Genomic DNA, 19,817 nt, shown 5'->3' on the forward strand with positions numbered 1-19,817 from the left:
ATCGTCCTTGCGGGGTCCGGCGGGGGTCAAGTCAAGGTTGGGCCACGGTTCGGTGTCGCGGCAAGCGAACACCGCCGTTCCACCCGATTGTCGGCAACCGGCTTCTTGATTCCGCTCCAGCCGCTGAGTCCCACCCGGTGATCGCCTGACGCGCGGATATAGCCACTTCGCAGCGCATCCTCCCGGCCAGTGAATAGCGCTTCCGGCAAACACGCAGCTACCATCCGGTCATGTCGCAAGCCGACTTGCCCCCGGGCCTCTGGTCCTCGTTGCTGGTGGGCCACCAGTGGCCGACTGCGGAGTCGCTGGCGGTCATCCGAACGTCGGCGACCCGGAGGTCCCGCAGCGAGTCGGTACTCGACTCCCACGCCGACGCGCTCAGGTCGATACGGCTGGGCGACATCGCGCCGCAGGAGGGTGTGACCGGCGACGGCAACCGCGCGCTGTTCATTCGGGGTGAGGAGCATTCGCGAGGCGTCGCCGAGAGGCACCGGACCAGAACGCGCGCCTACCAGGCGGCCGCCGAGTCCGTCGAGTCATTGCGGGAGGCGCTGTCGGAGATCGCAGCGAACGGCAATGCGGCGATCGAAGAGATACGCGGCTCCAGCGCACCCACCGCGGTGAAGCTGTCGGGCATCGTTGACGTCATCGCCCGGGCACAGACGGATTCGAACGTCAAAGCCGCCCTCTGCGCCGGCGATGTCTACTCCGCGGTCGAGTCGATACTCGCCGCCGAGGGGTCGACCGTCTCGGCACGGGGGTTCGCCGCAGCACAGGGCTCGGATATCAGCAGGTGGAACATGGCAACCGACGTCGACGCCATCCGAGTCGAGGCGTCCGGCAGACTCGAAGACCTGCGCCCGGCCACCGACCCCCCGGCCGACGGATCGGCAACGACGGCGGGCACGGTCGCCGCCGCGTTCGGCTCCGCGGACGCGGGACGGCCGGAGACGGGAACCGGAACTGCCGCCCCCGCTTCCTCCGGCGGAGTCGCAGCACCGCCCGGCGGAGCCACCGCGACGACGGTGTCGGCCGCCACGAACATCCGGCCCGATACCGGCCCGGTCACCGGCGGCGTCGAAACCGCCGACCACCGCGGCGGCGTTCCCGTTTCGTCCGGCCTGCAACAGCTCACAACAGCCGCGGGCAGTCCCGTTCACACTCCGGCATCGACCCCGGCGTCGACCCCGGCATCGACCCCGACCGCAGGCGCCACTGCTACCCCCGCACCGGAGTCCGTCCACGCCATCGCCTCCCCCGCCGAAGTCGCGTCAGCCCCCCCGCCGGCCCCGTCCGCCCAACCCGTGGTCGCCGCAACAGCCGCACCGGCGTCCGCCCCCAACCCCGGCCCACCGGGCTCCCGCCCGCCCGCACCGAACGGCTTCGCTGCCCGACCCGCAACCCCACCGCAGGGGCCCATGCTCGGCTACGGCGCGGACGCGAGACCGCCGACTCCGACGACGACGGCCGGCCCGCCGACGGCTCCGGCGGCGCCGGGCCCGGCGCCGGCCGGTCCCACCGCCGGCCCGGGATCGACCGGCCCGCCGACGGTGGTGCGCCACCACTCGCCGCCGGACACCGCAGCAGGGTCCTCCCCGGCCGCGGGACCGGCCCGACGTGCCTTCGCCGCGACGGCGACCGGCGCTGCAGCGGGTGGGATCCACGCCGGCCCCGTTCCCGGCTCCGACGCCGCCGAGAACCGATTACGGCGACTGCTGGATGCCGTTGCCCGCCAGGAACCCCAATTGCGCTGGGCCATAGGAGAATTCGAAGGGGACGCCACTGTCCTGGTAACCGACCTGGCCGGCGGCTGGATTCCTCCGCACATCGACATACCGGCAGGTGTTCAGCTGCTCCGACCGGGCAGCCGCCGATGCGGCCTGGAGGGTCTCCTGGGCGGCGCGAACCTGACGACGGCCTACGAACCGGGCCGGCGACTCGGCTCCGGCGCCGAGACGGTGCCGACGTCGATCCGGGCCCGCGACACCACGCCCGTGGACGACCTGGGGTGGGAGCTGGCGCAGGCCACGAAGTGGCGCGACGCGCTGCCTCGGCTTGCCCACACCCTGACCCGGGCCGTCTGCTCCGGGACCGGGTACCTCGACACCGAAGCGGAGCTGCTGCGGGGGCACCTCAGCGGCGTCACCCGGTCGGTCCTGGCACGCTACCCCGGCGCAGTCGACGTTTCAGAGGTGGGCAACTGGCAGCTGCTTGCCGCCGTCGACGCCTTGGTCAACGGCGAAAAGAACTCTGCCAACTACCATTTCGCCTGGTTCAGAGCCCAGGCCCGCACGCGGGCGGCGCACCGGTGAGCGAGGATCAGCTCAATGCCGACGTCGAGCGGTACCGCCGGGCGGCGTCGATGAACGTCCCTCCGCCACAGATCGTCTCCGATCCGCTGGTGGGCGGAGACACACCCATCGAGCAGCTCCTGCGGGTCCTGGGGCTCGCCGCCAATCTCAGCGACCCGCAGGACAACGCGGCGAGCCTCGAACAACACGCCGAGCGCGACGCGAGGCTGCACGAGGCCGCCGCGAAGTTCACCGCCCAGGACGACGAGGCCGCCGCGGAGCTGGAAACCATCGGCGGGGAGCCCTACACCGCTGCGGAAGGGTCGGCCGCCCAGCCGGATCAGACCGCGGCAATGGCCCAGCAGCTGCCGCAGATCGCCGCGGGCATCGCCGGGGCGCTGGCCGGCGCCGTCGGCGGTGCGCTGCAGCCCCTGGCACAGATACCGCAACAGGCCGCGCAGGGCCTGCAAGAAGCGGTGCAAGCCGGGATGGGCTTGCTCCAGCAGAGCGAGGGCGCCGGTCTCGCCCCCGTCGAGGACGCCGCCCCGGCCGAGGCGCCGCCCGCCGAGGACTTCGGCGCCGGCGCCGCCGACCTCGCCGGCCCGGGCGCGGGCGGTTGGGGCGGCAGCGACATCGGCGACGGGGGTCCGGGCCCGGGCCCGGCCGCCGGGGGCGGGGGTACGGGACCCGTAGGAGGCACCGCACCGATGGCCCACCTCGGTCCGCCCCCGGTCCCGTCGGCCGGCACAGCTCCCTCATCGGCCCCGATCACGCCGGCACTCAGGGCCGGCGCCGCCCCCGCCGCCCCGGCCGGAAGCGCGGGCATGGCCGGCATACCGATGGTCCCCCCGGGCGCTCCGACCGGCACAGCGGGGACGGAGAAGGGCGACAAGGCCGAGACCAAGCGGGTGTCGGTGCCGCCGGTGCGCAACGGCGCACCGGTCCAGGGCAGGCTGACCGTGCCGCCGCCGACCCAGCAGGTGGTGCGAAAGTCGGAGGACAGGCCGGTGGTCACGCGCCGCATCGCGGCACCGCCGGAACGTCCCTCCGGCGGTGTCGAGTCCGAACAGCGGGACTAACATCTTGCGGCGGGAGGCAGCCCTCGGGGACGTGCCAGAAAGGCCGATGCGACGATGACCTCCCCTGTCGAGATACCCATCCCACTGCCGGACGTCCCGGGCGCGGACGCCGGCGCCGCAGGCCTGCCGAAGCGCTCGGAACTGACGGCGTTTCAGCGCTTCGTCGTCGACTCCTCCGCCCTGGCCGACATCGGCCTGCGGACCGCGATCTCCACGGTCGTCGGGGCCGCCGTCGCCCCCACCGTCGTCACCACCGCACTGCGCCCGGCCGAAGCGAAACGGGAACGGGCCAACATCGGCTTCTACGTCGACCTGGCCGCGCACAAGGATCCCGAGCGGTCCTTCCCAGCGCCGACCGACGTCCCCCAGGTATCCAGTCGCGCGGCCAACCCCATCGCCGAATACATCGCCCGCGGTCATGTGCACAACGGTTCCTTCCGGAGCGGGTTCGAACCGATCAATCCGGGCATGCGGGACAAGTGGCGGGACCTCAAGCGCAACAACGTCGTCCGCTTCCAGCACTGGCGCCACTCCGACGAACCTCGTCCCACGCTGTGCGTCATCCACGGGTTCATGGGATCGCCCTATCTGGTCAACGGGCTGTTCTTCTCGCTGCCGTGGTTCTACCGGTCCGGCTACGACGTCCTTCTCTACACCCTGCCGTTTCACGGCCGCCGCGCCGAAGAGCGTTCGCCCTTCAGCGGGTACGGCTATTTCGCCGGCGGCATGTCCGGGTTCGCCGAGGCGATGGGTCAGGCGGTCTACGACTTCCGGACCATCTTGAACTGGCTGCAGCACAACGGGGTTGACCGGATCGCCCTGACCGGCATATCGCTGGGCGGCTATACCTCCGCGCTCGTGGCATCGGCCGACGACCGTCTGGAGGCGGTGATCCCGAACGTCCCACTGGTCACCCCGGCAAGTGCGTTCGACGATTGGTGGCCGGCCAGCAAGGTGGTTCACCTGGCCCGTTTCGCCGGGGGAATGACCCGCGAGGAGGCCTACTCCAGCTTCGCCTACCACTCACCGCTGAACTACCGGCCGAAGGTTCCCAGGGACCGCCGGCTGATCATCACCGGACTCGGTGACCGACTGGCGCCCCCGGATCACTCCGAGGCGCTGTGGAGGCACTGGGAGCGCTGCGCCCTGCACTGGTTCCCGGGCAACCACGTGCTGCACGTCAGCCAGCCGGAATATCTGCGCCGCACCAACCGCTTCCTGCGGCCGCTGATGTTCGGTTCCTGACTGCGCCCGACGCCGGGCCGGGAACGTCAAACCAGCGGGCGGCCGGTGCGCATCCGCCAATTCACGTCATGCAGAAGCACATTGAAGGGGAAGTTCCGCACGAATGGCGGGGCGAAGGTGTTGCCCACTCGGAGAGCCGTCGTCAGCGCGTCGAACTCGCGCTGCTTGGAGCGACTCCAGTCCAGCATCATCTCGTCGCGGAACCGCTGAGGCAGGAAGCCGGTGGTGATCAGCAGCGCGACAGCCTCATTGATGTTCCGCAGCGGGGCCGGCAGCTGCAGTCCGCGCAGGCGGGCTACCGCGATGGGATGGAGGAACTCGCGGATGGCGTCGTCGATGTGGATCTGCTCGAGTTGCCGGTCCCAGTACTCGTCGAAGGCGGCGCGGTCGGCCGGCCACATCTCCGGCCGCACCTGCAGCATGGTCCCCAGCGCCATGCTTTCGCGGTAGTGCCGGTCGGCTGTCTCGTCGTCCATCTCCCCGACGAAGATCCGGCGCACGTCGACGCCGCCTTTGTACAGACAGGCCGCCACCCACAGCTGCAGTTCGGGATCCAGCGCGTTGTACTTGACCGGGCTGTCCGCGGTGGAGGTCACCTGGGCGTGCGCCCGGGTGACCGCCGCGCGGTAGGCCTTCTGCTGCTCGGCGTTGCCGCGCGTTGCCACGGCCAGGTAGGTGAAGGTGGTGCGCGCGCGTTTGATCGGGTGACGGTCGATGCGACCGCTCTCGACCCGGCTCTCCGCGACGCCGTAACCCACCGCGGGGCGGCCCAGTTGCATGATCACGTTGGCCGGGCCGGCCAGCAGGGCGATCCCGGGAACGCCCTGTCCGACAAAACCCAGCCCGGTCAGCCGCTGCAGCAGGCCGCGGGCGGCCGGCGGTCCGGAGGATTCGCTGACCGGCCGGTCCACGACGCTGACGAACCCGCGAGTGCCGGCCATCGGCGCCCCCTTTGCCGCAAATCTGGACACGTGCGTTTCCCGATATTGTGTCAGGACCGGTTCCGATGTCAAGATGACCCGATGACCCGGGCACGGCCCTATGCCGGAGTGGACGCCGCCGATCGGCTCGCCCGACGCCGATCCCGCCTGTTGGAATCCGGCCTCGAACTGCTCGGCGGCGATATCGGACCCGCCGGACTGACCGTCCGCGGGATCTGCCAGCAGGCCGGCCTTGCCACCCGGTACTTCTACGAGGGCTTCGTGGACAAGGACGAGTTCATCGGCGCGGTCTTCGACTGGGTGATCGCCCAGTTGGCGACGACCACCCAGGCGGCGGTGGCCGTCTCGCCGGCCGAGCAGCAGACCCGCGCCGGACTGACCAACATCGTGCGCACCCTCGAGGCCGACCCCCGAATCGGCCGGCTCATCTTCGGCACCCAGGTGTCCAACACCGCGGTGATCCGCAAACGCCGCGAGACCGAGGCACTGTACGTGAAGCTGGCCGGACAGCACGTGGCTGACCTCACCGGGCAGCCGGCCGACGAGGTCACCAAGGCATTCTCCTATTTCGTCGTCGGTGGCGTCGCCCAGACCGTCAACGCTTGGCTGGCCGGCGACGTGGTGCTGACCTCGGCGCAACTGGTGGACCGGCTCAGTGCGATCGTCGATGCCTTCGCGGAGTCGAGCCTCTTCCGCCCGCAACCCCACTAAGCCGCCGGGCCGGATCCGGGACGCGCGATCCCGGGACCGGTGAATATCGTCGTCACCATGCCGGCAGTCATCACGGTCAGAGTTCTGGCGCACTTCCTGCCCGGTGCCACCGCGCTGCAGACGGTTGCGCCCGAATCGGACTGGCTCGACATCCGGTGGTGTCACGAGGACGACGAGGAGACCCTGCACCGCGAACTGCCCTGGGCGGACGTGGTGTGGCATATGCTGCGCCCGCTGTCCGGTGACGACCTTCGCCGGGGTGTCGGGCTGCGACTCGTGCACAAACTCGGCGCGGGGGTCAACACCATCGACGTCGAGACGGCCACCGCACTGGGCGTCGCGGTAGCCAATATGCCCGGCGCCAACGCCCCGTCCGCCGCCGAGGGCGCCGTCATGCTGATGCTCGCCGCGATGCGCCGGCTACTGGAACTCGACGCGGCCACCCGGGCCGGGCGCGGCTGGCCGACCGACACCACGCTCGGCGAGACGGTGCGCGACATCGGCAGTTGCACCGTGGGCCTGGTCGGCTACGGCAACATCGCCCGCCGGGTCGGGCAGATCACGGCGGCCATGGGCGCCCGGGTGCTGCACACCAGCACCGCCGACGACGGGACCCCGACCTGGCGTCCGCTACCGGCGCTGCTGGGAGAAAGTGACATCGTCAGCCTGCACCTACCGCTCACCGCGCACACCCGGACACTGCTTGACCGCACCGCACTGGACCTGATGAAGCCGACTGCCCTGCTGGTCAACACATCTCGCGGGGGCGTCGTGGATGAGGCGGCGCTCACCGAGGCGCTCGGGGAAGGCAGACTTGCCGCCGCCGGTCTGGACGTGTTCGCCACCGAACCGGTCGATCCGGCCAACCCCTTACTGCACCTGCCCAATGTCGTGGTGACTCCGCACGTCGTCTGGTACACCAGGGACACCATGCGCCGATACCTGGCCGAGGCCATCGGCAACTGCCGCAGGCTGCGCGACGGACAGGATCTGGTCAATGTCGTCAACGGGAGGTCCGGTGTCCGCCTTGCCGGCGACTGAATCACCGGAGGCCGCGACGCTGCGCGCGGTCACCTTGCGACTGGTGCCGCTGCTGATGGCGCTGTACTTCGTCAATTACCTTGACCGCACGAACCTCGGAATCGCCAAAGCGGAGATCAGTGCCGATCTGCAGTTGTCGGCCACCATGTTCGGACTGGCGTCAGGCATCTTCTTCATCGGCTATGTGCTGGTGGAGGTTCCGTCGAATCTGGCACTCGCGCGTTTCGGCGCCCGGCGCTGGCTGGCCCGCATCGCGGTGTCCTGGGGGATCGTGGCGGTGGCGATCGCCTTCTCCCCCAACGCCACCACGTTGCTGGTGCTGAGGTTCCTGCTGGGTGTCGCCGAGGCCGGCCTGTTCCCCGGCGTCGTCTTCTATCTGAGCCAGTGGTTTCCGGCCGCATACCGGGCCCGCGTCGTCGGAACGTTCATGCTGGCCGTGCCGGTGGCCGCGGCGATCGGAACACCGTTGGCCGCGTGGCTGATTCAGAGCGGACACGGCACCTTCGGCTTGGCCGGGTGGCGATTCATGATGCTGTGCGTCGGATTACCCGCGGTGTTGCTCGGGGTGCTCAGCTGGTTCCATCTGACCGACCGTCCGGCCGACGCGCACTGGCTGACCGAGGATCAACGACGCTGGCTCATCGAGAGACTGGCGACCGAAGAACGCGCCGTCCGCAGCCGCTTCCACTACCCGCTGGGACGTACCCTGACCAGCCCGCGGGTCTGGGCGCTGGCGCTGGTGTACTTCGCCGTCGCCTACGGCCTTTATGCCCTGGCCTTTTTCCTACCCACCATCGTGGCGGGCTTCCGCAAGACCTTTGCCGTCCAACTGTCCCTGGTCGAGGTCGGGCTGATCACGGCGGTGCCCTATGTGTTCGGCGCGGCCGCGATGCGCCTGTGGTCCCGGCACGCCGATCGCACCGGCGAGCACGTGTGGCATGTGGCCGTCCCCTTGGCCGCGGGCGGCGCGGCGATCCCGGTGGCCCTGTATCTGCACAACCCGTTCGCGGTGATGGGGGCGGTCACCATCGCAGCGGTCGGGATCTTCGCCGCGTTGCCGGTGTTCTGGGCGCTGCCCACGCGTTTCCTCACCGGTGCGGCGGCCGCGGGCGGGATCGGGCTGATCAATTCGCTGGGCAACCTGGGCGGCTTCGCCGCGCCGTATGCCACCGGCGCCCTCGAGGATTCCACCGGGTCGGATAGAGCCGGCATGTGGGCCGTCGGGCTGGTGATGATGGTCGGGGCCGCACTGGTGGTCTGGTTGCGGGCCACTCCGAGCCCCGACCGGAAGGCCGGGGACGGGGAGTACCCTCGGTCCCAACCCACCGGTTAATCGGTACCCCTTGATAGTGGAGGCGATCGAATATGCCCCTCGCGATCACACCCGAGCACCAGGACCTCGCCGACTCGGTACGGGGGTTCGTCAAGCGGGCCGCCCCGGTCGAGTTCCTGCACGCATCGCTGGAGGGCCCGGTTCCCAGCCCGCCGCCGTACTGGCGGGCGGCCGCCGAACAGGGACTGCACGGTCTTCACCTGGCGGAATCGGTGGGCGGGCAGGGTTTCGGGCTGCTCGAGTTGGCCATCGCGATCTCCGAGTTCGGCTACGGAGCCGTACCCGGGCCGTACGTCCCGTCGGCGATCGCCGGTGCGCTGATCGCCGCGCACGACCCCGAGGCCAAACTGCTGGCCGAACTGGCCGCCGGCGAGAGCATCGCCGCGTTCGCCATGGAATCCGACCTGACCGCCAGCCGCCAGAACGGGACATGCGTGATCCGGGGCGAGGCGCGCTCGGTGCCCGCCGCCGCCCAGGCCTCGGTGCTGGTGCTCCCGGTGAACATCGAGAGCGGTATCGAGTGGATCGTGCTTGAGGCCGACGCGCTGGAGATCGTGCCACTGCGGTCGGTGGACCCCCTGCGGCCGGTCGCGCATGTCCGCGCCAACGGGGTCGAGGTCGGCGTCGAGCGGCTGCTGTCGGACGTCTCGCAGGCAGCCGGCCGTGCCATCATCTCCACTCTGCTGGCGGCCGAGGCGGTCGGCATCGCCCGGTGGGCCACCGACACCGCCTCGGAATACGCCAAGATCCGCGAGCAGTTCGGCCGGCCGATCGGACAGTTCCAGGCCATCAAGCACAAGTGCGCCGAGATGATCGCCACCACCGAACGGGCCACCGCCGCCGTGTGGGACGCCGCCCGCGCGATCGACGAAGCGGCGGAGAAGGATTGGGACGACGAGGCCACCCACTACGGGTTCGCCGCCGCGGTGGCAGCCACGCTGGCGCCGAAGGCCGCGCAGCACTGCGCCCAGGAATGCATCCAGGTGCACGGCGGCATCGGATTCACCTGGGAGCACGACACCAACGTCTACTACCGGCACACCCTCGGCCTGGTTGCGGCGTTCGGGCGCTCGACGGAGTACCCGCAACGGGTGTTCGACACCGCGACGACCACCGGCATGCGAGCGCTGGACATCGACCTGGACCCCGATACCGAGAGACTGCGTGAGGAGATCCGCGCCGAAGTCGCTGCGCTGAAGGCGATCCCGAGCGCGGAGCGCAAGGCGGCGATCGCCGAGGGCGGCTGGGTGCTGCCGTATCTGCCCAGGCCGTGGGGCCGCGCCGCGACGCCGGTGGAACAGATCATCATTTCCCAGGAGTTCAAAGACGGACTCGTCAAGCGACCCAATATGGGTATCGCGGCCTGGCTGATCCCGTCCATCGTCGCCTACGGCACCGGGGAGCAGAGGCAACGCTTCCTGCCGCCCACCTTCCGCGGCGAAATGATCTGGTGCCAGCTGTTTTCCGAGCCAGGTGCGGGTTCGGACCTGGCCGGCCTGACCACCAGGGCCACAAAGGTCGACGGCGGCTGGCGTATCACCGGGCAGAAGATCTGGACCACTGCCGCGCAGTTCTCCCAGTGGGGTGCACTACTGGCCAGAACCAACCCGAGCGCCCCGAAACACAACGGCATCTCCTACTTCCTGCTGGACATGAAACAGCCGGGCGTGGAGATCAAGCCGCTGCGCGAACTCACCGGCAACGCGCTGTTCAACACCGTGTTCATCGACGACGTCTTCGTGCCCGACGAGTTGGTTCTCGGCGAGGTCGACCAAGGCTGGGAGGTCAGCCGCAACACCCTTACCGCCGAACGTGTTTCGATCGGCAGCGACGAACCCTGGTTCCTGCCCAATCTCACCCGTTTCGTGGAGTTCGTCAGCGGGGGGCACTTCGACCAGGTGGGCCACCACCGCGCCGGCACGCTGATCGCCGAGGGGCACGCCGCCAAACTGATGAACATGCGCTCGACACTGCTTACCCTGGCCGGCGGTGACGCCATGCCGTCGGCGGCGATCTCCAAGCTGCTGTCCATGCGGACCGGCCAGGGCTACGCCGAATTCGCAGTCGCCTCAATGGGTATCGACGGCGCCATCTGGGAAGAGGATTCGATTCAAGGCAAGTGGTCGGAGTTCCTACTGGCCAGCCGCGCGACGACGATCTACGGCGGCACCTCGGAGGTGCAGCTGAACATCATCGCCGAGCGCCTGCTGGGCCTGCCCCGCGACCCGTGAACCGGACTAATGGATCTCGATCTGGCGTAGCTCCCGCTTGAGGATCTTGCCGGTCGGGTTGCGCGGGAGCTCGGCCAGGAAGAGCACCTCCCGCGGAACCTTGTACCGGGCCAGGTGATCGCGGACGTAATCCTTGATCGCGTCCTCGGTGAGCTCGGCGCCCTCCTTGAGCACGACGAACGCCCGCAGGCGCTGGCCGAAGTCCTTGTCCTCCACCCCGATCGCGGTGGCCTCGACGACCTCGGGATGGCCGCTGATGAGGTCTTCCACCTCCGCCGGGAACACGTTCTCACCGCCGGAGACGATCATCTCGTCGTCGCGCCCGCTGACGTAGAGCAGACCGTCCTCGTCGAAGTAGCCGACGTCGCCGGAGGACATCAGGCCGTCGATGATCTCCTTGCCGCCGCCGCCGGTGTACCCCTCGAACGGGAAGAAGTTGCCCACGAAGATCCGGCCGACCCTGCCCTGCGGCAACTCGCTGCCGTGCTCGTCGAGGATCTTGACCTTGACGCCCTTGATCGTCGGGCCGACCGTCGCCGGATTCTTCTTCAGGTCCTGCGGGCGCGCGATCGAGACGAACGCGATTTCCGTCGAGCCGTAGAGGTTGTAGACCACCGGGCCAATGTCCCTCATCGCCCGGGTCGCCAGTTCCCCGCCCAGTTGCGAGCCGGAGACGAAGATGATGCGCAGTGATGACAGATCGGGCTTGGTCTGCATCGCCTCGAGCTTGTCGAGCATCCGGGAGAGCATCACCGGGACCACCACGATGGCGGTGACCTTGTGCCTGGGGACGTCCTCCAGAACCGTGACGGGGTCGAACCGGCGGTGCAGCACCAGCGTCGAGCCCATCGTCATGGCGAGGGTGGCATGCAGATAACCCAGGGCGTGGAACATCGGCGACGGCAGCGCGGTGACCTCACCGGCTTTGAACGGGACGCGCGACAGGACTCCACCGATCGGGGCCAGCGTCGGGGGGGCTTTCCGGTTGGCGCCCTTGGGCGTACCGGTGGTGCCGCTGGTCAGGATGATGATCGACGACTTCCTGGTGGCCTTGGGCGCGGCCTCTTTGCTGCTGCGGGCGATCAGGGCGGCAAGTGTCTCGTCGGGGCTGCCCGACGGCCCGTCGCCCGAGGCGGAGGCCGAGGAATCGGCGGCGTCCGGGTTGGTCGCCAGAGCCCGCAGCCTGCCCAGCGGGGTGTCGGCCATCTTGACCGCCTCGGCGTACTCGTCGTCGTAGATGATGACCTTGCCGCCCTCGCGAGCTGCGACGTCACGGATCTGCGGTCCGGAGAACTCGGTGTTGAGCATGATGGTGCGCGCCCCCACCCGCGCGGCGGCGTAGTTGGCGATCATCCACCAGCGGTGATTGCGGGCCAGGATGGCCACCCCGTCGCCGCCCTTGACTCCCATTCCCAGCAGGCCGTTGGCGGCGGCGTTGACGGCATCGTCGAGTTCGGCGAAGGTCATCGACCCCTCGTCGTCGATGATGGCGGTTCGGTGCGGATTCCGCCGCGCGTTGAGAGCCGGGATCATGCCGATTTCGCCCCAGCGGCCGATGTCGGCGACCAGTGCGGCGAAGTTCTGCGGCGGCTCCAACCCGAAGGCGCCCGAGGCGATCATCTTCTGCAGGTAGTGCAGTTCGGCCGAGCCGCGCTCGGCGTACCGACGGGCCTTGTCCAACGCCTTGGACGGGAGATCGAAAATCGCCATGCACACAGCGTAGAGCCACGGCCGAGGCCTGCTCGGGCCGCCGGCGCTGACGAGCGGGCTGCGATGCGGTTGGATGGGCGGGTGGCCCAGTTCAGCCGCTCACGCACCGTCGCCGCTTCGCCGCAGGCGGTGTGGGACGTCCTCGCCGACTTCGGCGCCATCAGCGCGTGGGCGGGCAACGTCGACCACTCCTGCCTGCTGGAGCACGGCCCGCCGGGCCCGGCGGTCGGCACCTCCCGGCGGGTGCAGGTGGGCCGCGACGCTCTGGTCGAACGGATCACCGAGTTCATCCCGACGGCAACCCTGGCCTACGACATCGCGGGACTGCCCCGCAGGCTGCGCCGGGCGGGCAGGCGGTGGACGCTGGCCCCGGCCGCCGACGGAGGGACCGGCGTGACGGTGACCAGCACGGTGGACATCGGGACCAACCCGATCGCGAGACTGGCCGAACGCTCGGTGTGCCGAGCCATGTCCGAACAGTCGGAAGAAATGCTGGCCGGACTGGCCGAACGAGTGGAAGGCTCCTAGATGACACGCCCCGACATCGTGATCGTGATGACCGACGAGGAACGGGCCGTCCCGCCCTACGAATCCCCGGAGGTGCTGGCCTGGCGGGACCGCGTGCTGAGCGGCCGGCGCTGGTTCGACGCCAACGGCGTCAGCTTCACCCGCCACTACACCGGATCGCTGGCCTGCGTGCCGAGTCGTCCGACGATCTTCACCGGCCAGTACCCGGATCTGCACGGGGTGACCCAGACCGACGGAATCGGCAAGGTGTACAACGACTCTCGGATGCGCTGGCTGCGCCGGGGTGAGGTTCCGACCCTCGGTAACTGGTTCCGGGCCGCCGGATACGACACCCACTACGACGGCAAGTGGCACATCTCCCATGCCGACCTGACCGACCCGGCCACCGGAGAGGTCCTGGCGACCAACGACCACGACGGCGTCGTCGACCCCGATGCGGTGCAGCGCTACCTGGACGCGGACCCGTTGGCGCCCTACGGATTCTCCGGCTGGGTGGGGCCCGAGCCGCACGGCGCTGGTCTGGCGAACTGCGGGTTGCGCCGGGACCCGCTGATCGCCGAGCGGGTGGTGGCCTGGCTGCGGGACCGCTACGCCCGCCGCCGCGCGGGCGATCCCGATGCGCTGCGTCCGTTTCTGCTGGTGGCCAGTTTCGTCAACCCCCACGACATCGTGTTGTTCCCCACCTGGGCGCTGCGTTCGCCGCTCAAGCCCTCCCCCCTCGACCCGCCGCAGGTGCCGCCGGCGCCCACTGCCGAGGAGGATCTGCGCACCAAACCCGCCGCACAGATCGCCTTCCGGGAGGCCTACTACTCCGGCTACGGACCGGCCGCGGCGATTCAGCAGGTCTACGAGCGGTTCGGCCGGCGTTACCGCGACCTGTACTACCGCCTGCACGCGGAGGTCGACGCCCCGATCGACCGGGTCCGCCGCGCGGTCACCGACGGCTCGGAGAACGCCGTGCTGGTGCGCACCGCCGATCACGGCGACCTGCTCGGGGCGCACGGCGGCCTGCACCAGAAGTGGTTCAACCTCTACGACGAGGCGACCAGGGTGCCCTTCACCATCGCGCGGGTGGGCGGTCCGGGCACCACCGCCCGAGTCGTCGACTCCCCGACGTCCCACGTCGACCTGGTGCCCACCCTGCTCGGCGCCGCCGGGGTCGACGTCGAGGCGGTCGCCGCGACGCTGCGCGAGTCGTTCACCGAGGTGCATCCCCTGCCCGGGCGCGACCTCATGCCCGTGGTGGACGGGGGTCCGGCCGACGAGGACCGCGCGGTGTACCTGATGACCCGCGACAACATGCTCGAAGGCGACTCCGGCGCTTCCGGCCTGGGCCGCCGACTCAAGCGGACCGTCAATCCCCCCGCCCCGCTCAGGATCCGGATACCCGCCCACACGGCGGCCAACTTCGAAGGTCTGGTGGTCCGGGTTGAGGGCAGGCTATGGAAGGTGGTCCGCAGTTTCGACGACCCGTCGACCTGGACCGAGCCGGGGGTGCGCCATCTGGCCGCCAACGGACTCGGGGGCGAGATGTACCGGACCAGCCCGCTGGACGATCAGTGGGAGCTGTACGACCTGACCGGCGACCCGATCGAGGCCGATAACCGCTGGGACGATCCCGCCCTGGACGAACTGCGCCGGCACCTGCGGACACGTCTGAAGGAGAGCCGCGCCGAGTCGGTGCCCGAGCGCAACAACCCCTGGCCGTACGCCGCGCGCCGATCCGGCGGGGTGGTGCGGTAACCCGCACCCCTTCCACGAGGCACTGATCGCCGAGCGACGTGCTTGGATTGCGGTCGTGACAACAACCGATGCCGAAGCCCGCAGCCGGCCGAGCTTCGCGGAGGTGGGCAGCGCCTACTACCCCGTCCTGGTCTCCGTCTTCACCGCGCTGGTGATCATCTCGAATGTCACCGCGACCAAGGGGGTGGCGTTCGGGCCCATCATCACCGACGGCGGGTTCATCGTCTTCCCGCTGACGTACGTGATCGGCGACGTTCTGGCCGAGGTGTACGGATTTCGGGCCGCCCGTCGCGCCATCGCCCTGGGCTTTCTGATGAACGGCCTTGCGGCCCTCGCGTTCTGGGTGACCGTCTACCTTCCGGCCGCCGATTTCTATCCCAACCAGGAACACCTCGCCAACGTGGTGGGCGCCTACACCCAAGTCATCGTGGCGGGACTGGCCGGCTTCGTCGTGGGGCAGACGATCAATGCCTGGACCGTGGTGAAGATCAAGCAACGGACCCGGGAGAAGCACCTGTGGGCCCGCTTGGTCGGCTCGACCTTCGCCGGGCAATTCGGCGACACCCTGGTGTTCTGCAGTATCGCCGCCGGCGCGATCGGCATCACCAGCTTCAAGGATCTGCTCACCTACACAGCCCTGGGCTGGATCTACAAGACGGCCGTCGAAGTCGTCATGCTGCCGATCACCTACCGGGTGATCGGCTTCGTCAAACGCCGCGAGCCCACCTACGCCGCCGCACCGTGATGGCCCGACTCGGCGGCTCGGCGATCCGGGACTACGGCGACCGGGCACTTCTGGTCGAATGTCTCTCCACCGCCGAGGTTCTCGCGCTGGCCGAAAGGCTGCGGGCGGCCCGACTGACGGGGGTGACCGACATCGTTCCGGGTGCCCGGACCGTCCTGGTGAGCCTGGCCGATCCGGCTAGTCAGTCGGCGGTCCGCGGACAGCTCGCGGGTATGGCCGTCCCCACCGTCGCGGGCCCGGACCATTCCGGCGCCGCCGACGTCGAGATCGAGGTGGTGTACGACGGGGCCGACCTCGCCGCGGTCGCCGACCACCTCCGGATGGACACCGCCGGGGTCGTCGAGGCCCACACCGGAACGCTGTGGCGCGTCGGATTCAGCGGATTCGCACCGGGTTTCGCCTACCTGGTCGGCGGTGACCCGCGGCTTGACGTGCCGCGGCGTTCCGAGCCGCGCACCCGGGTTCCGGCTGGATCGGTGGGGTTGGCCGGGGGGTTCAGCGGCGTCTATCCGCGGGAGTCGCCGGGCGGATGGCAGCTCATCGGCCGAACCGAGGCGGTGCTCTGGGACCTGGACCGCCCGCGGCCGGCGCTGCTGACGCCGGGAATGTGGGTGCGATTCCGCGCCGCGGGAATGCCGTGATCACCCTCGAGGTGTTGAGCACCGGACCACTGGCGGTGGCGCAGGACCTCGGCCGGCCGGGGTTGGCCCACCTCGGGGTGGGCCGGTCCGGTGCGGCCGACCGCGGCGCACACGGCCTGGCCAACCGGCTGGTGGCCAACCCCGACGACGCGGCGACGTTGGAGATCACGCTCGGGGGTTTCAGCGCCCGCGTCCTCGGCGGCACGGTGGACGTCGCGGTGACGGGGGCGGACGCGGGTCCGGCCGCCGACGGAGTTCGTTTCGGCCCCAACAGCATCCAGCGCCTGCACCACGGCCAGGTCCTCTCGCTCGGCACACCGGTGTCCGGGTTGCGCAGCTACCTCGGCGTCCGCGGGGGGATCGACGTCGCCCCGGTCCTCGGATCGCGCAGCTACGACACCATGTCCGGGATCGGACCGCGACCGCTGGCCCCGGGAGACGTCGTCGCCGTCGGCCGGCCCGCTGGCATCCTCCCCCGCGTCGAGCAGGCACCGGTCGGGCCGATCACCGGCGGCCCGGTGGACCTGCGCGTGGTGCCCGGGCCGCGGCAGGACTGGTTCGCCGACCCCGGCGAGTTCGTGCGCACCCAATGGGTGACCTCGGACCGCAGCGACCGGGTGGGCGTCCGGTTGGCCGGTCCGGCCCTTCGACTGCGCCGGCCGCAACGTCAACTGCCCAGCGAGGGCGCCACCCGCGGCGCGGTCCAGGTCCCACCCAACGGCCAGCCGGTGATCCTGGGTCCCGACCATCCGGTCACCGGCGGCTACCCGGTCATCGGGGTGGTCGTGGACGCCGACACCGACAAGGTGGCCCAACTGCGGCCGGGCCAGCCGGTCAGAATGCGGTGGAATCACCGCCCCGCATGGCGGGCCGACTGGTAGAGATGTGATGTGCCGCAAGTCCACACCGCCCGGCTGGTGCACACCAGCGACCTCGACGGCGAGACCCTGGACAATGCCCGACGGCTGCTCGTCGATGCGTACGCGGGACGGTTCGACGACGCGGACTGGGACCACGCACTCGGCGGCATGCACGCCGTCATCGGGCACCGCGGGGCGCTGATCGCACATGCCGCCGTCGTGCAGCGCCGGCTGCTGCACCGCGGCGCCGCGCTGCGCTGCGGCTACGTCGAAGGTGTTGCGGTACGGGAGGACTGGCGCGGCCAGGGCCTGGGCAGTGCCGTGCTGGACGCGGTCGAGCAGGTGATCCGGGGCGCCTACCAGATCGGAGCGCTGAGCGCCTCCGGGTCCGGAGCACGGCTCTACCGGCCACGAGGCTGGGTGAGCTGGCGAGGAACGACGTCGGTGCTCTCGCCGGCCGGCGCGGTACGCACCGCGGAGGCCGACGGATCGATTTTCGTGCTCCCCGTGGACGCCGAGGTCGATCCCGATTCCGACCTGATGTGCGACTGGCGCGGCGGCGATCCCTGGTAGGTCGCCACCCACGGCCGATCCTGCGGGCCCTCAGTCCGCGCCGCGGGCCCATTCGACGGTTCGTCGCAATCCCTCGCCGAATGGGACGTGGGGTCGGTAACCCAGAAGAGTTGCGGCACTGGTGATGTCGGCCAGGGAATGCCGGATATCGCCCACCCGGGCCGACTCGTAGACCGGTGGCGGCAGCGGTCCCACTATCTCGCCCAGTGTCGCCCACGCCTCGTTCAGGGAAACCGCGCTGCCGGTGGCCAGGTTGATCACCTGCCCGGCGGCATCGGCTGCGTCCATCGACCGCAGCACCCCGTCGACGACGTTGTCGATGTAGACGAAGTCGCGGGTCTGGCCGCCGTCGCCGTAGATGGTCGCCGGCGAACCGGACAGCGCGGCCTTGATGAAGAGCGACAGAACACCGGAGTACGGCGAGGTGGGACTCTGCCTCGGCCCGAAGACGTTGAAGTATCGGGTCGCCACGGTCTCGAGGCCGTAGAGGCGGTGGAACAACCGGCAGTATTCCTCGCCCGCGTATTTCTGCAGGGCGTACGGCGACTGCGGATCGGCCGGCATCGTCTCGACCTTCGGCAGGACGGGATCGTCGCCGTAGGCCGCCGAGGACGCCGCGAACACCACTCGCCGGACGCCGGCATCGCGCGCTGCCAGCAGGACGTTGAAGGTGGCGCTGAGGTTGGCGTCGTGGGACACCCGTGGCCGGGATATCGACAACGGCACCGACGCGACGGCCGCCTGGTGCAGGACGAACTCGCAACCCCGCACGGCGGCGTGCGCGGTGTCGGGGTCGGTGAGGTCCCCGCGGACGAACTCGGCGTCCGGGGGGACGTTGCCGATGAGTCCCGTCGAAAGATCGTCCACGATCCGGACGGTGTGGCCGCGCGCGAGCAGGGCAGCAGACAGGTGGGAGCCGATGAAACCGGCGCCCCCCGTCACAAGACATGAGGCCATAGAACGAACTTATGGGACAGACGGACGTGACGTCTCTCACAAACACCGACCGAGGTGGCTAGCATCGAGGACATCACTCGCGACCGCACAGTCAGGGGAGGCCCCCATGTCCAGAGCCGGCGAACTCGCCGAACTGCACCACCTCATCGGGAATCTGCGCCGTTGCGTGGCGACGTTGCAGCACCGCTACGGAGACACCCCGGCGATGCGCCGGGTTGTCATCGACACCGAGCGAATCGTCGGTGACCTCGACCTTCTTGAGATCGACGCCGGCGAGTTGGAACTCGCGTCGCACACCGTGATGGGTTCGGCGGAGAAGATCGCGGTGCCGGACACCCCCTATGACCGGGAATTCTGGCGCGACGTCGACGACGAGGGCGTAGGCGGTCACAACCGGCGCTGAGCCGGATTCGGCCGACAGCCCCAATTTCGGCCGACAGCGTAAACCTGGGTACTCTTCGGGACAGTTGACTCGAAAGGGATCACTGCAGATGAGCACACCCACGGCAAACCGGCGTCCGACCGGCGTCTTCTCGCCCGGCCGGGCCCAGATCCCGCAAAAGACCCTGCGCACCGACAACTGGCTCAAGTCGCCCATTCTGACCAACCTGGGCTTCGCCGCGTTCGTCGTCTACGCGACGTTCCGGGCGTTCCAACGGGACCACTTCTTCGTCGAGAAGTACCACTACCTGACGCCCTTCTACTCCCCGTGCGTCAGCGTCAAATGCGGTGCGGCCAGCGAATTCTGGCCGCAGATCCTGCCTGCGTCGGGCTTGCTGTCACTGCTCCCCTACGCGTTGCTGTCGCTGCCGTTCCTGCTGCTGTTCCGGCTGACCTGCTACTACTACCGCGGGGCCTACTACCGCTCGGTGTGGCAGTCGCCGACGGCCTGCGCGGTGGCCGAACCGCACGCCACCTACACCGGCGAGACCCGCTTCCCGCTGATTCTGCAGAACCTGCACCGGTACTTCTTCTACGTCGCCGCCCTGATCTCGGTGATCAACACCTGGGACGCCATCCAGGCCATGCACTCCCCGTCCGGTTTCGGCTTCGGCCTGGGCAACGTCATCCTGTGGGTCAACGTCATCATGCTGTGGGCCTACACCCTGTCCTGCCACTCCTGCCGGCATGTGATGGGCGGCCGCCTCAAGCACTTCTCCAAGCACCCGGTGCGCTACCGGCTGTGGA

The 19,817-nt window shown here is 69.6% G+C and carries 18 protein-coding genes; 15 read left to right on the forward strand and 3 right to left on the reverse strand.

Going from position 1 to position 19,817, the window contains the following annotated elements:
• The first annotated feature begins 230 nt into the window (after window positions 1-230).
• The 3 genes from ADBZ5U_RS02030 to ADBZ5U_RS02040 are packed head-to-tail and all read left to right on the forward strand — an operon-like array spanning window position 231 to window position 4,615.
• Window positions 231-2,312 (forward strand): DUF5631 domain-containing protein, encoded by a 2,082-nt coding sequence (locus ADBZ5U_RS02030; RefSeq protein ID WP_526261826.1) that lies wholly within the window; start codon window positions 231-233, stop codon window positions 2,310-2,312.
• Window positions 2,309-3,370 (forward strand): hypothetical protein, encoded by a 1,062-nt coding sequence (locus ADBZ5U_RS02035; RefSeq protein ID WP_526261829.1) that lies wholly within the window; start codon window positions 2,309-2,311, stop codon window positions 3,368-3,370. Before ADBZ5U_RS02030 ends, ADBZ5U_RS02035 begins: the two co-directional genes overlap by 4 nt.
• Before the next feature lie 54 nt (window positions 3,371-3,424).
• Window positions 3,425-4,615, forward strand: a complete 1,191-nt coding sequence (locus ADBZ5U_RS02040) for an alpha/beta hydrolase (protein WP_526261831.1) — start codon at window positions 3,425-3,427, stop codon at window positions 4,613-4,615.
• Between the two features lie 26 nt (window positions 4,616-4,641).
• On the opposite strand, the gene ADBZ5U_RS02045 is transcribed toward ADBZ5U_RS02040, so the two are convergent.
• On the reverse strand, window positions 4,642-5,556 hold the full coding sequence (locus ADBZ5U_RS02045) for an oxygenase MpaB family protein (RefSeq protein ID WP_526261834.1): 915 nt from the start codon (window positions 5,554-5,556) through the stop codon (window positions 4,642-4,644).
• An 81-nt stretch (window positions 5,557-5,637) separates the two neighbouring features.
• Here ADBZ5U_RS02045 and ADBZ5U_RS02050 point away from each other — a divergent pair, with 81 nt between their 5' ends.
• The 4 genes from ADBZ5U_RS02050 to ADBZ5U_RS02065 are packed head-to-tail and all read left to right on the forward strand — an operon-like array spanning window position 5,638 to window position 10,872.
• The gene (locus tag ADBZ5U_RS02050; RefSeq protein ID WP_526261836.1) at window positions 5,638-6,267 is read left to right on the forward strand and encodes a TetR/AcrR family transcriptional regulator; all 630 of its coding nucleotides are present in this window, start codon (window positions 5,638-5,640) and stop codon (window positions 6,265-6,267) included.
• Between the two features lie 57 nt (window positions 6,268-6,324).
• Complete coding sequence (locus ADBZ5U_RS02055) at window positions 6,325-7,308, forward strand: 2-hydroxyacid dehydrogenase (protein WP_526261838.1); 984 nt, start codon at window positions 6,325-6,327, stop codon at window positions 7,306-7,308.
• A complete protein-coding gene (locus ADBZ5U_RS02060) occupies window positions 7,265-8,641 on the forward strand; it encodes an MFS transporter (RefSeq protein WP_526261840.1) in 1,377 nt (458 codons plus the stop codon). Before ADBZ5U_RS02055 ends, ADBZ5U_RS02060 begins: the two co-directional genes overlap by 44 nt.
• Window positions 8,642-8,673: 32 nt before the next feature.
• On the forward strand, window positions 8,674-10,872 hold the full coding sequence (locus tag ADBZ5U_RS02065; RefSeq protein ID WP_526261842.1) for an acyl-CoA dehydrogenase family protein: 2,199 nt from the start codon (window positions 8,674-8,676) through the stop codon (window positions 10,870-10,872).
• Window positions 10,873-10,878: 6 nt separating this feature from the next.
• Here ADBZ5U_RS02065 and fadD2 read toward each other — a convergent pair whose 3' ends face one another.
• Window positions 10,879-12,582 carry a long-chain-fatty-acid--CoA ligase FadD2 gene (fadD2, locus tag ADBZ5U_RS02070; RefSeq protein WP_526261844.1) on the reverse strand — a complete coding sequence of 568 codons (1,704 nt, stop codon included), beginning with the start codon at window positions 12,580-12,582 and terminating at the stop codon, window positions 10,879-10,881.
• A 63-nt stretch (window positions 12,583-12,645) separates the two neighbouring features.
• Here fadD2 and ADBZ5U_RS02075 point away from each other — a divergent pair, with 63 nt between their 5' ends.
• From ADBZ5U_RS02075 to ADBZ5U_RS02100, 6 genes are read left to right on the forward strand one after another with little or no spacing between them, the layout of a single operon-like run.
• On the forward strand, window positions 12,646-13,110 hold the full coding sequence (locus ADBZ5U_RS02075) for an SRPBCC family protein (protein ID WP_526261846.1): 465 nt from the start codon (window positions 12,646-12,648) through the stop codon (window positions 13,108-13,110).
• A complete protein-coding gene (locus ADBZ5U_RS02080; RefSeq protein WP_526261849.1) occupies window positions 13,111-14,853 on the forward strand; it encodes a sulfatase family protein in 1,743 nt (580 codons plus the stop codon).
• Window positions 14,854-14,908: 55 nt separating this feature from the next.
• The gene (locus ADBZ5U_RS02085) at window positions 14,909-15,598 is read left to right on the forward strand and encodes a queuosine precursor transporter (protein ID WP_526261851.1); all 690 of its coding nucleotides are present in this window, start codon (window positions 14,909-14,911) and stop codon (window positions 15,596-15,598) included.
• The gene (locus ADBZ5U_RS02090) at window positions 15,598-16,239 is read left to right on the forward strand and encodes a 5-oxoprolinase subunit B family protein (RefSeq protein WP_526261865.1); all 642 of its coding nucleotides are present in this window, start codon (window positions 15,598-15,600) and stop codon (window positions 16,237-16,239) included. Before ADBZ5U_RS02085 ends, ADBZ5U_RS02090 begins: the two co-directional genes overlap by 1 nt.
• Window positions 16,236-17,120 carry a 5-oxoprolinase subunit C family protein gene (locus ADBZ5U_RS02095; protein ID WP_526261867.1) on the forward strand — a complete coding sequence of 295 codons (885 nt, stop codon included), beginning with the start codon at window positions 16,236-16,238 and terminating at the stop codon, window positions 17,118-17,120. Before ADBZ5U_RS02090 ends, ADBZ5U_RS02095 begins: the two co-directional genes overlap by 4 nt.
• Before the next feature lie 9 nt (window positions 17,121-17,129).
• On the forward strand, window positions 17,130-17,672 hold the full coding sequence (locus ADBZ5U_RS02100) for a GNAT family N-acetyltransferase (RefSeq protein WP_526261853.1): 543 nt from the start codon (window positions 17,130-17,132) through the stop codon (window positions 17,670-17,672).
• A gap of 30 nt (window positions 17,673-17,702) precedes the next feature.
• On the opposite strand, the gene ADBZ5U_RS02105 is transcribed toward ADBZ5U_RS02100, so the two are convergent.
• Window positions 17,703-18,614, reverse strand: a complete 912-nt coding sequence (locus ADBZ5U_RS02105; protein WP_526261855.1) for an SDR family oxidoreductase — start codon at window positions 18,612-18,614, stop codon at window positions 17,703-17,705.
• Between the two features lie 121 nt (window positions 18,615-18,735).
• Here ADBZ5U_RS02105 and ADBZ5U_RS02110 point away from each other — a divergent pair, with 121 nt between their 5' ends.
• Entirely contained in the window at window positions 18,736-19,032 is a 297-nt protein-coding gene (locus ADBZ5U_RS02110; protein WP_526261857.1) for an Rv0250c family protein, read from the forward strand.
• A gap of 88 nt (window positions 19,033-19,120) precedes the next feature.
• A partial coding sequence (sdhC, locus tag ADBZ5U_RS02115; protein WP_526261859.1) for a succinate dehydrogenase subunit SdhC occupies window positions 19,121-19,817 on the forward strand: 697 nt, incomplete at its 3' end.

Source organism: Mycobacterium sp., assembly GCF_040398885.1.
Classification (GTDB): Bacteria; Actinomycetota; Actinomycetes; order Mycobacteriales; family Mycobacteriaceae; genus Mycobacterium.

Bases quoted from the DNA above. Each gene is read 5' to 3' on its own strand.
- ADBZ5U_RS02030 (WP_526261826.1), top strand. From the start codon at position 231: ATGTCGCAAGCCGACTTGCCCCCGGGCCTCTGGTCCTCGTTGCTGGTG.
- ADBZ5U_RS02040 (WP_526261831.1), top strand. From the start codon at position 3,425: ATGACCTCCCCTGTCGAGATACCCATCCCACTGCCGGACGTCCCGGGC.
- ADBZ5U_RS02045 (WP_526261834.1), bottom strand. From the start codon at position 5,556: ATGGCCGGCACTCGCGGGTTCGTCAGCGTCGTGGACCGGCCGGTCAGC.
- ADBZ5U_RS02050 (WP_526261836.1), top strand. From the start codon at position 5,638: ATGACCCGGGCACGGCCCTATGCCGGAGTGGACGCCGCCGATCGGCTC.
- ADBZ5U_RS02055 (WP_526261838.1), top strand. From the start codon at position 6,325: ATGCCGGCAGTCATCACGGTCAGAGTTCTGGCGCACTTCCTGCCCGGT.
- ADBZ5U_RS02060 (WP_526261840.1), top strand. From the start codon at position 7,265: ATGTCGTCAACGGGAGGTCCGGTGTCCGCCTTGCCGGCGACTGAATCA.
- ADBZ5U_RS02065 (WP_526261842.1), top strand. From the start codon at position 8,674: ATGCCCCTCGCGATCACACCCGAGCACCAGGACCTCGCCGACTCGGTA.
- fadD2 (WP_526261844.1), bottom strand. From the start codon at position 12,582: ATGGCGATTTTCGATCTCCCGTCCAAGGCGTTGGACAAGGCCCGTCGG.
- ADBZ5U_RS02075 (WP_526261846.1), top strand. From the start codon at position 12,646: ATGCGGTTGGATGGGCGGGTGGCCCAGTTCAGCCGCTCACGCACCGTC.
- ADBZ5U_RS02080 (WP_526261849.1), top strand. From the start codon at position 13,111: ATGACACGCCCCGACATCGTGATCGTGATGACCGACGAGGAACGGGCC.
- ADBZ5U_RS02090 (WP_526261865.1), top strand. From the start codon at position 15,598: ATGGCCCGACTCGGCGGCTCGGCGATCCGGGACTACGGCGACCGGGCA.
- ADBZ5U_RS02110 (WP_526261857.1), top strand. From the start codon at position 18,736: ATGTCCAGAGCCGGCGAACTCGCCGAACTGCACCACCTCATCGGGAAT.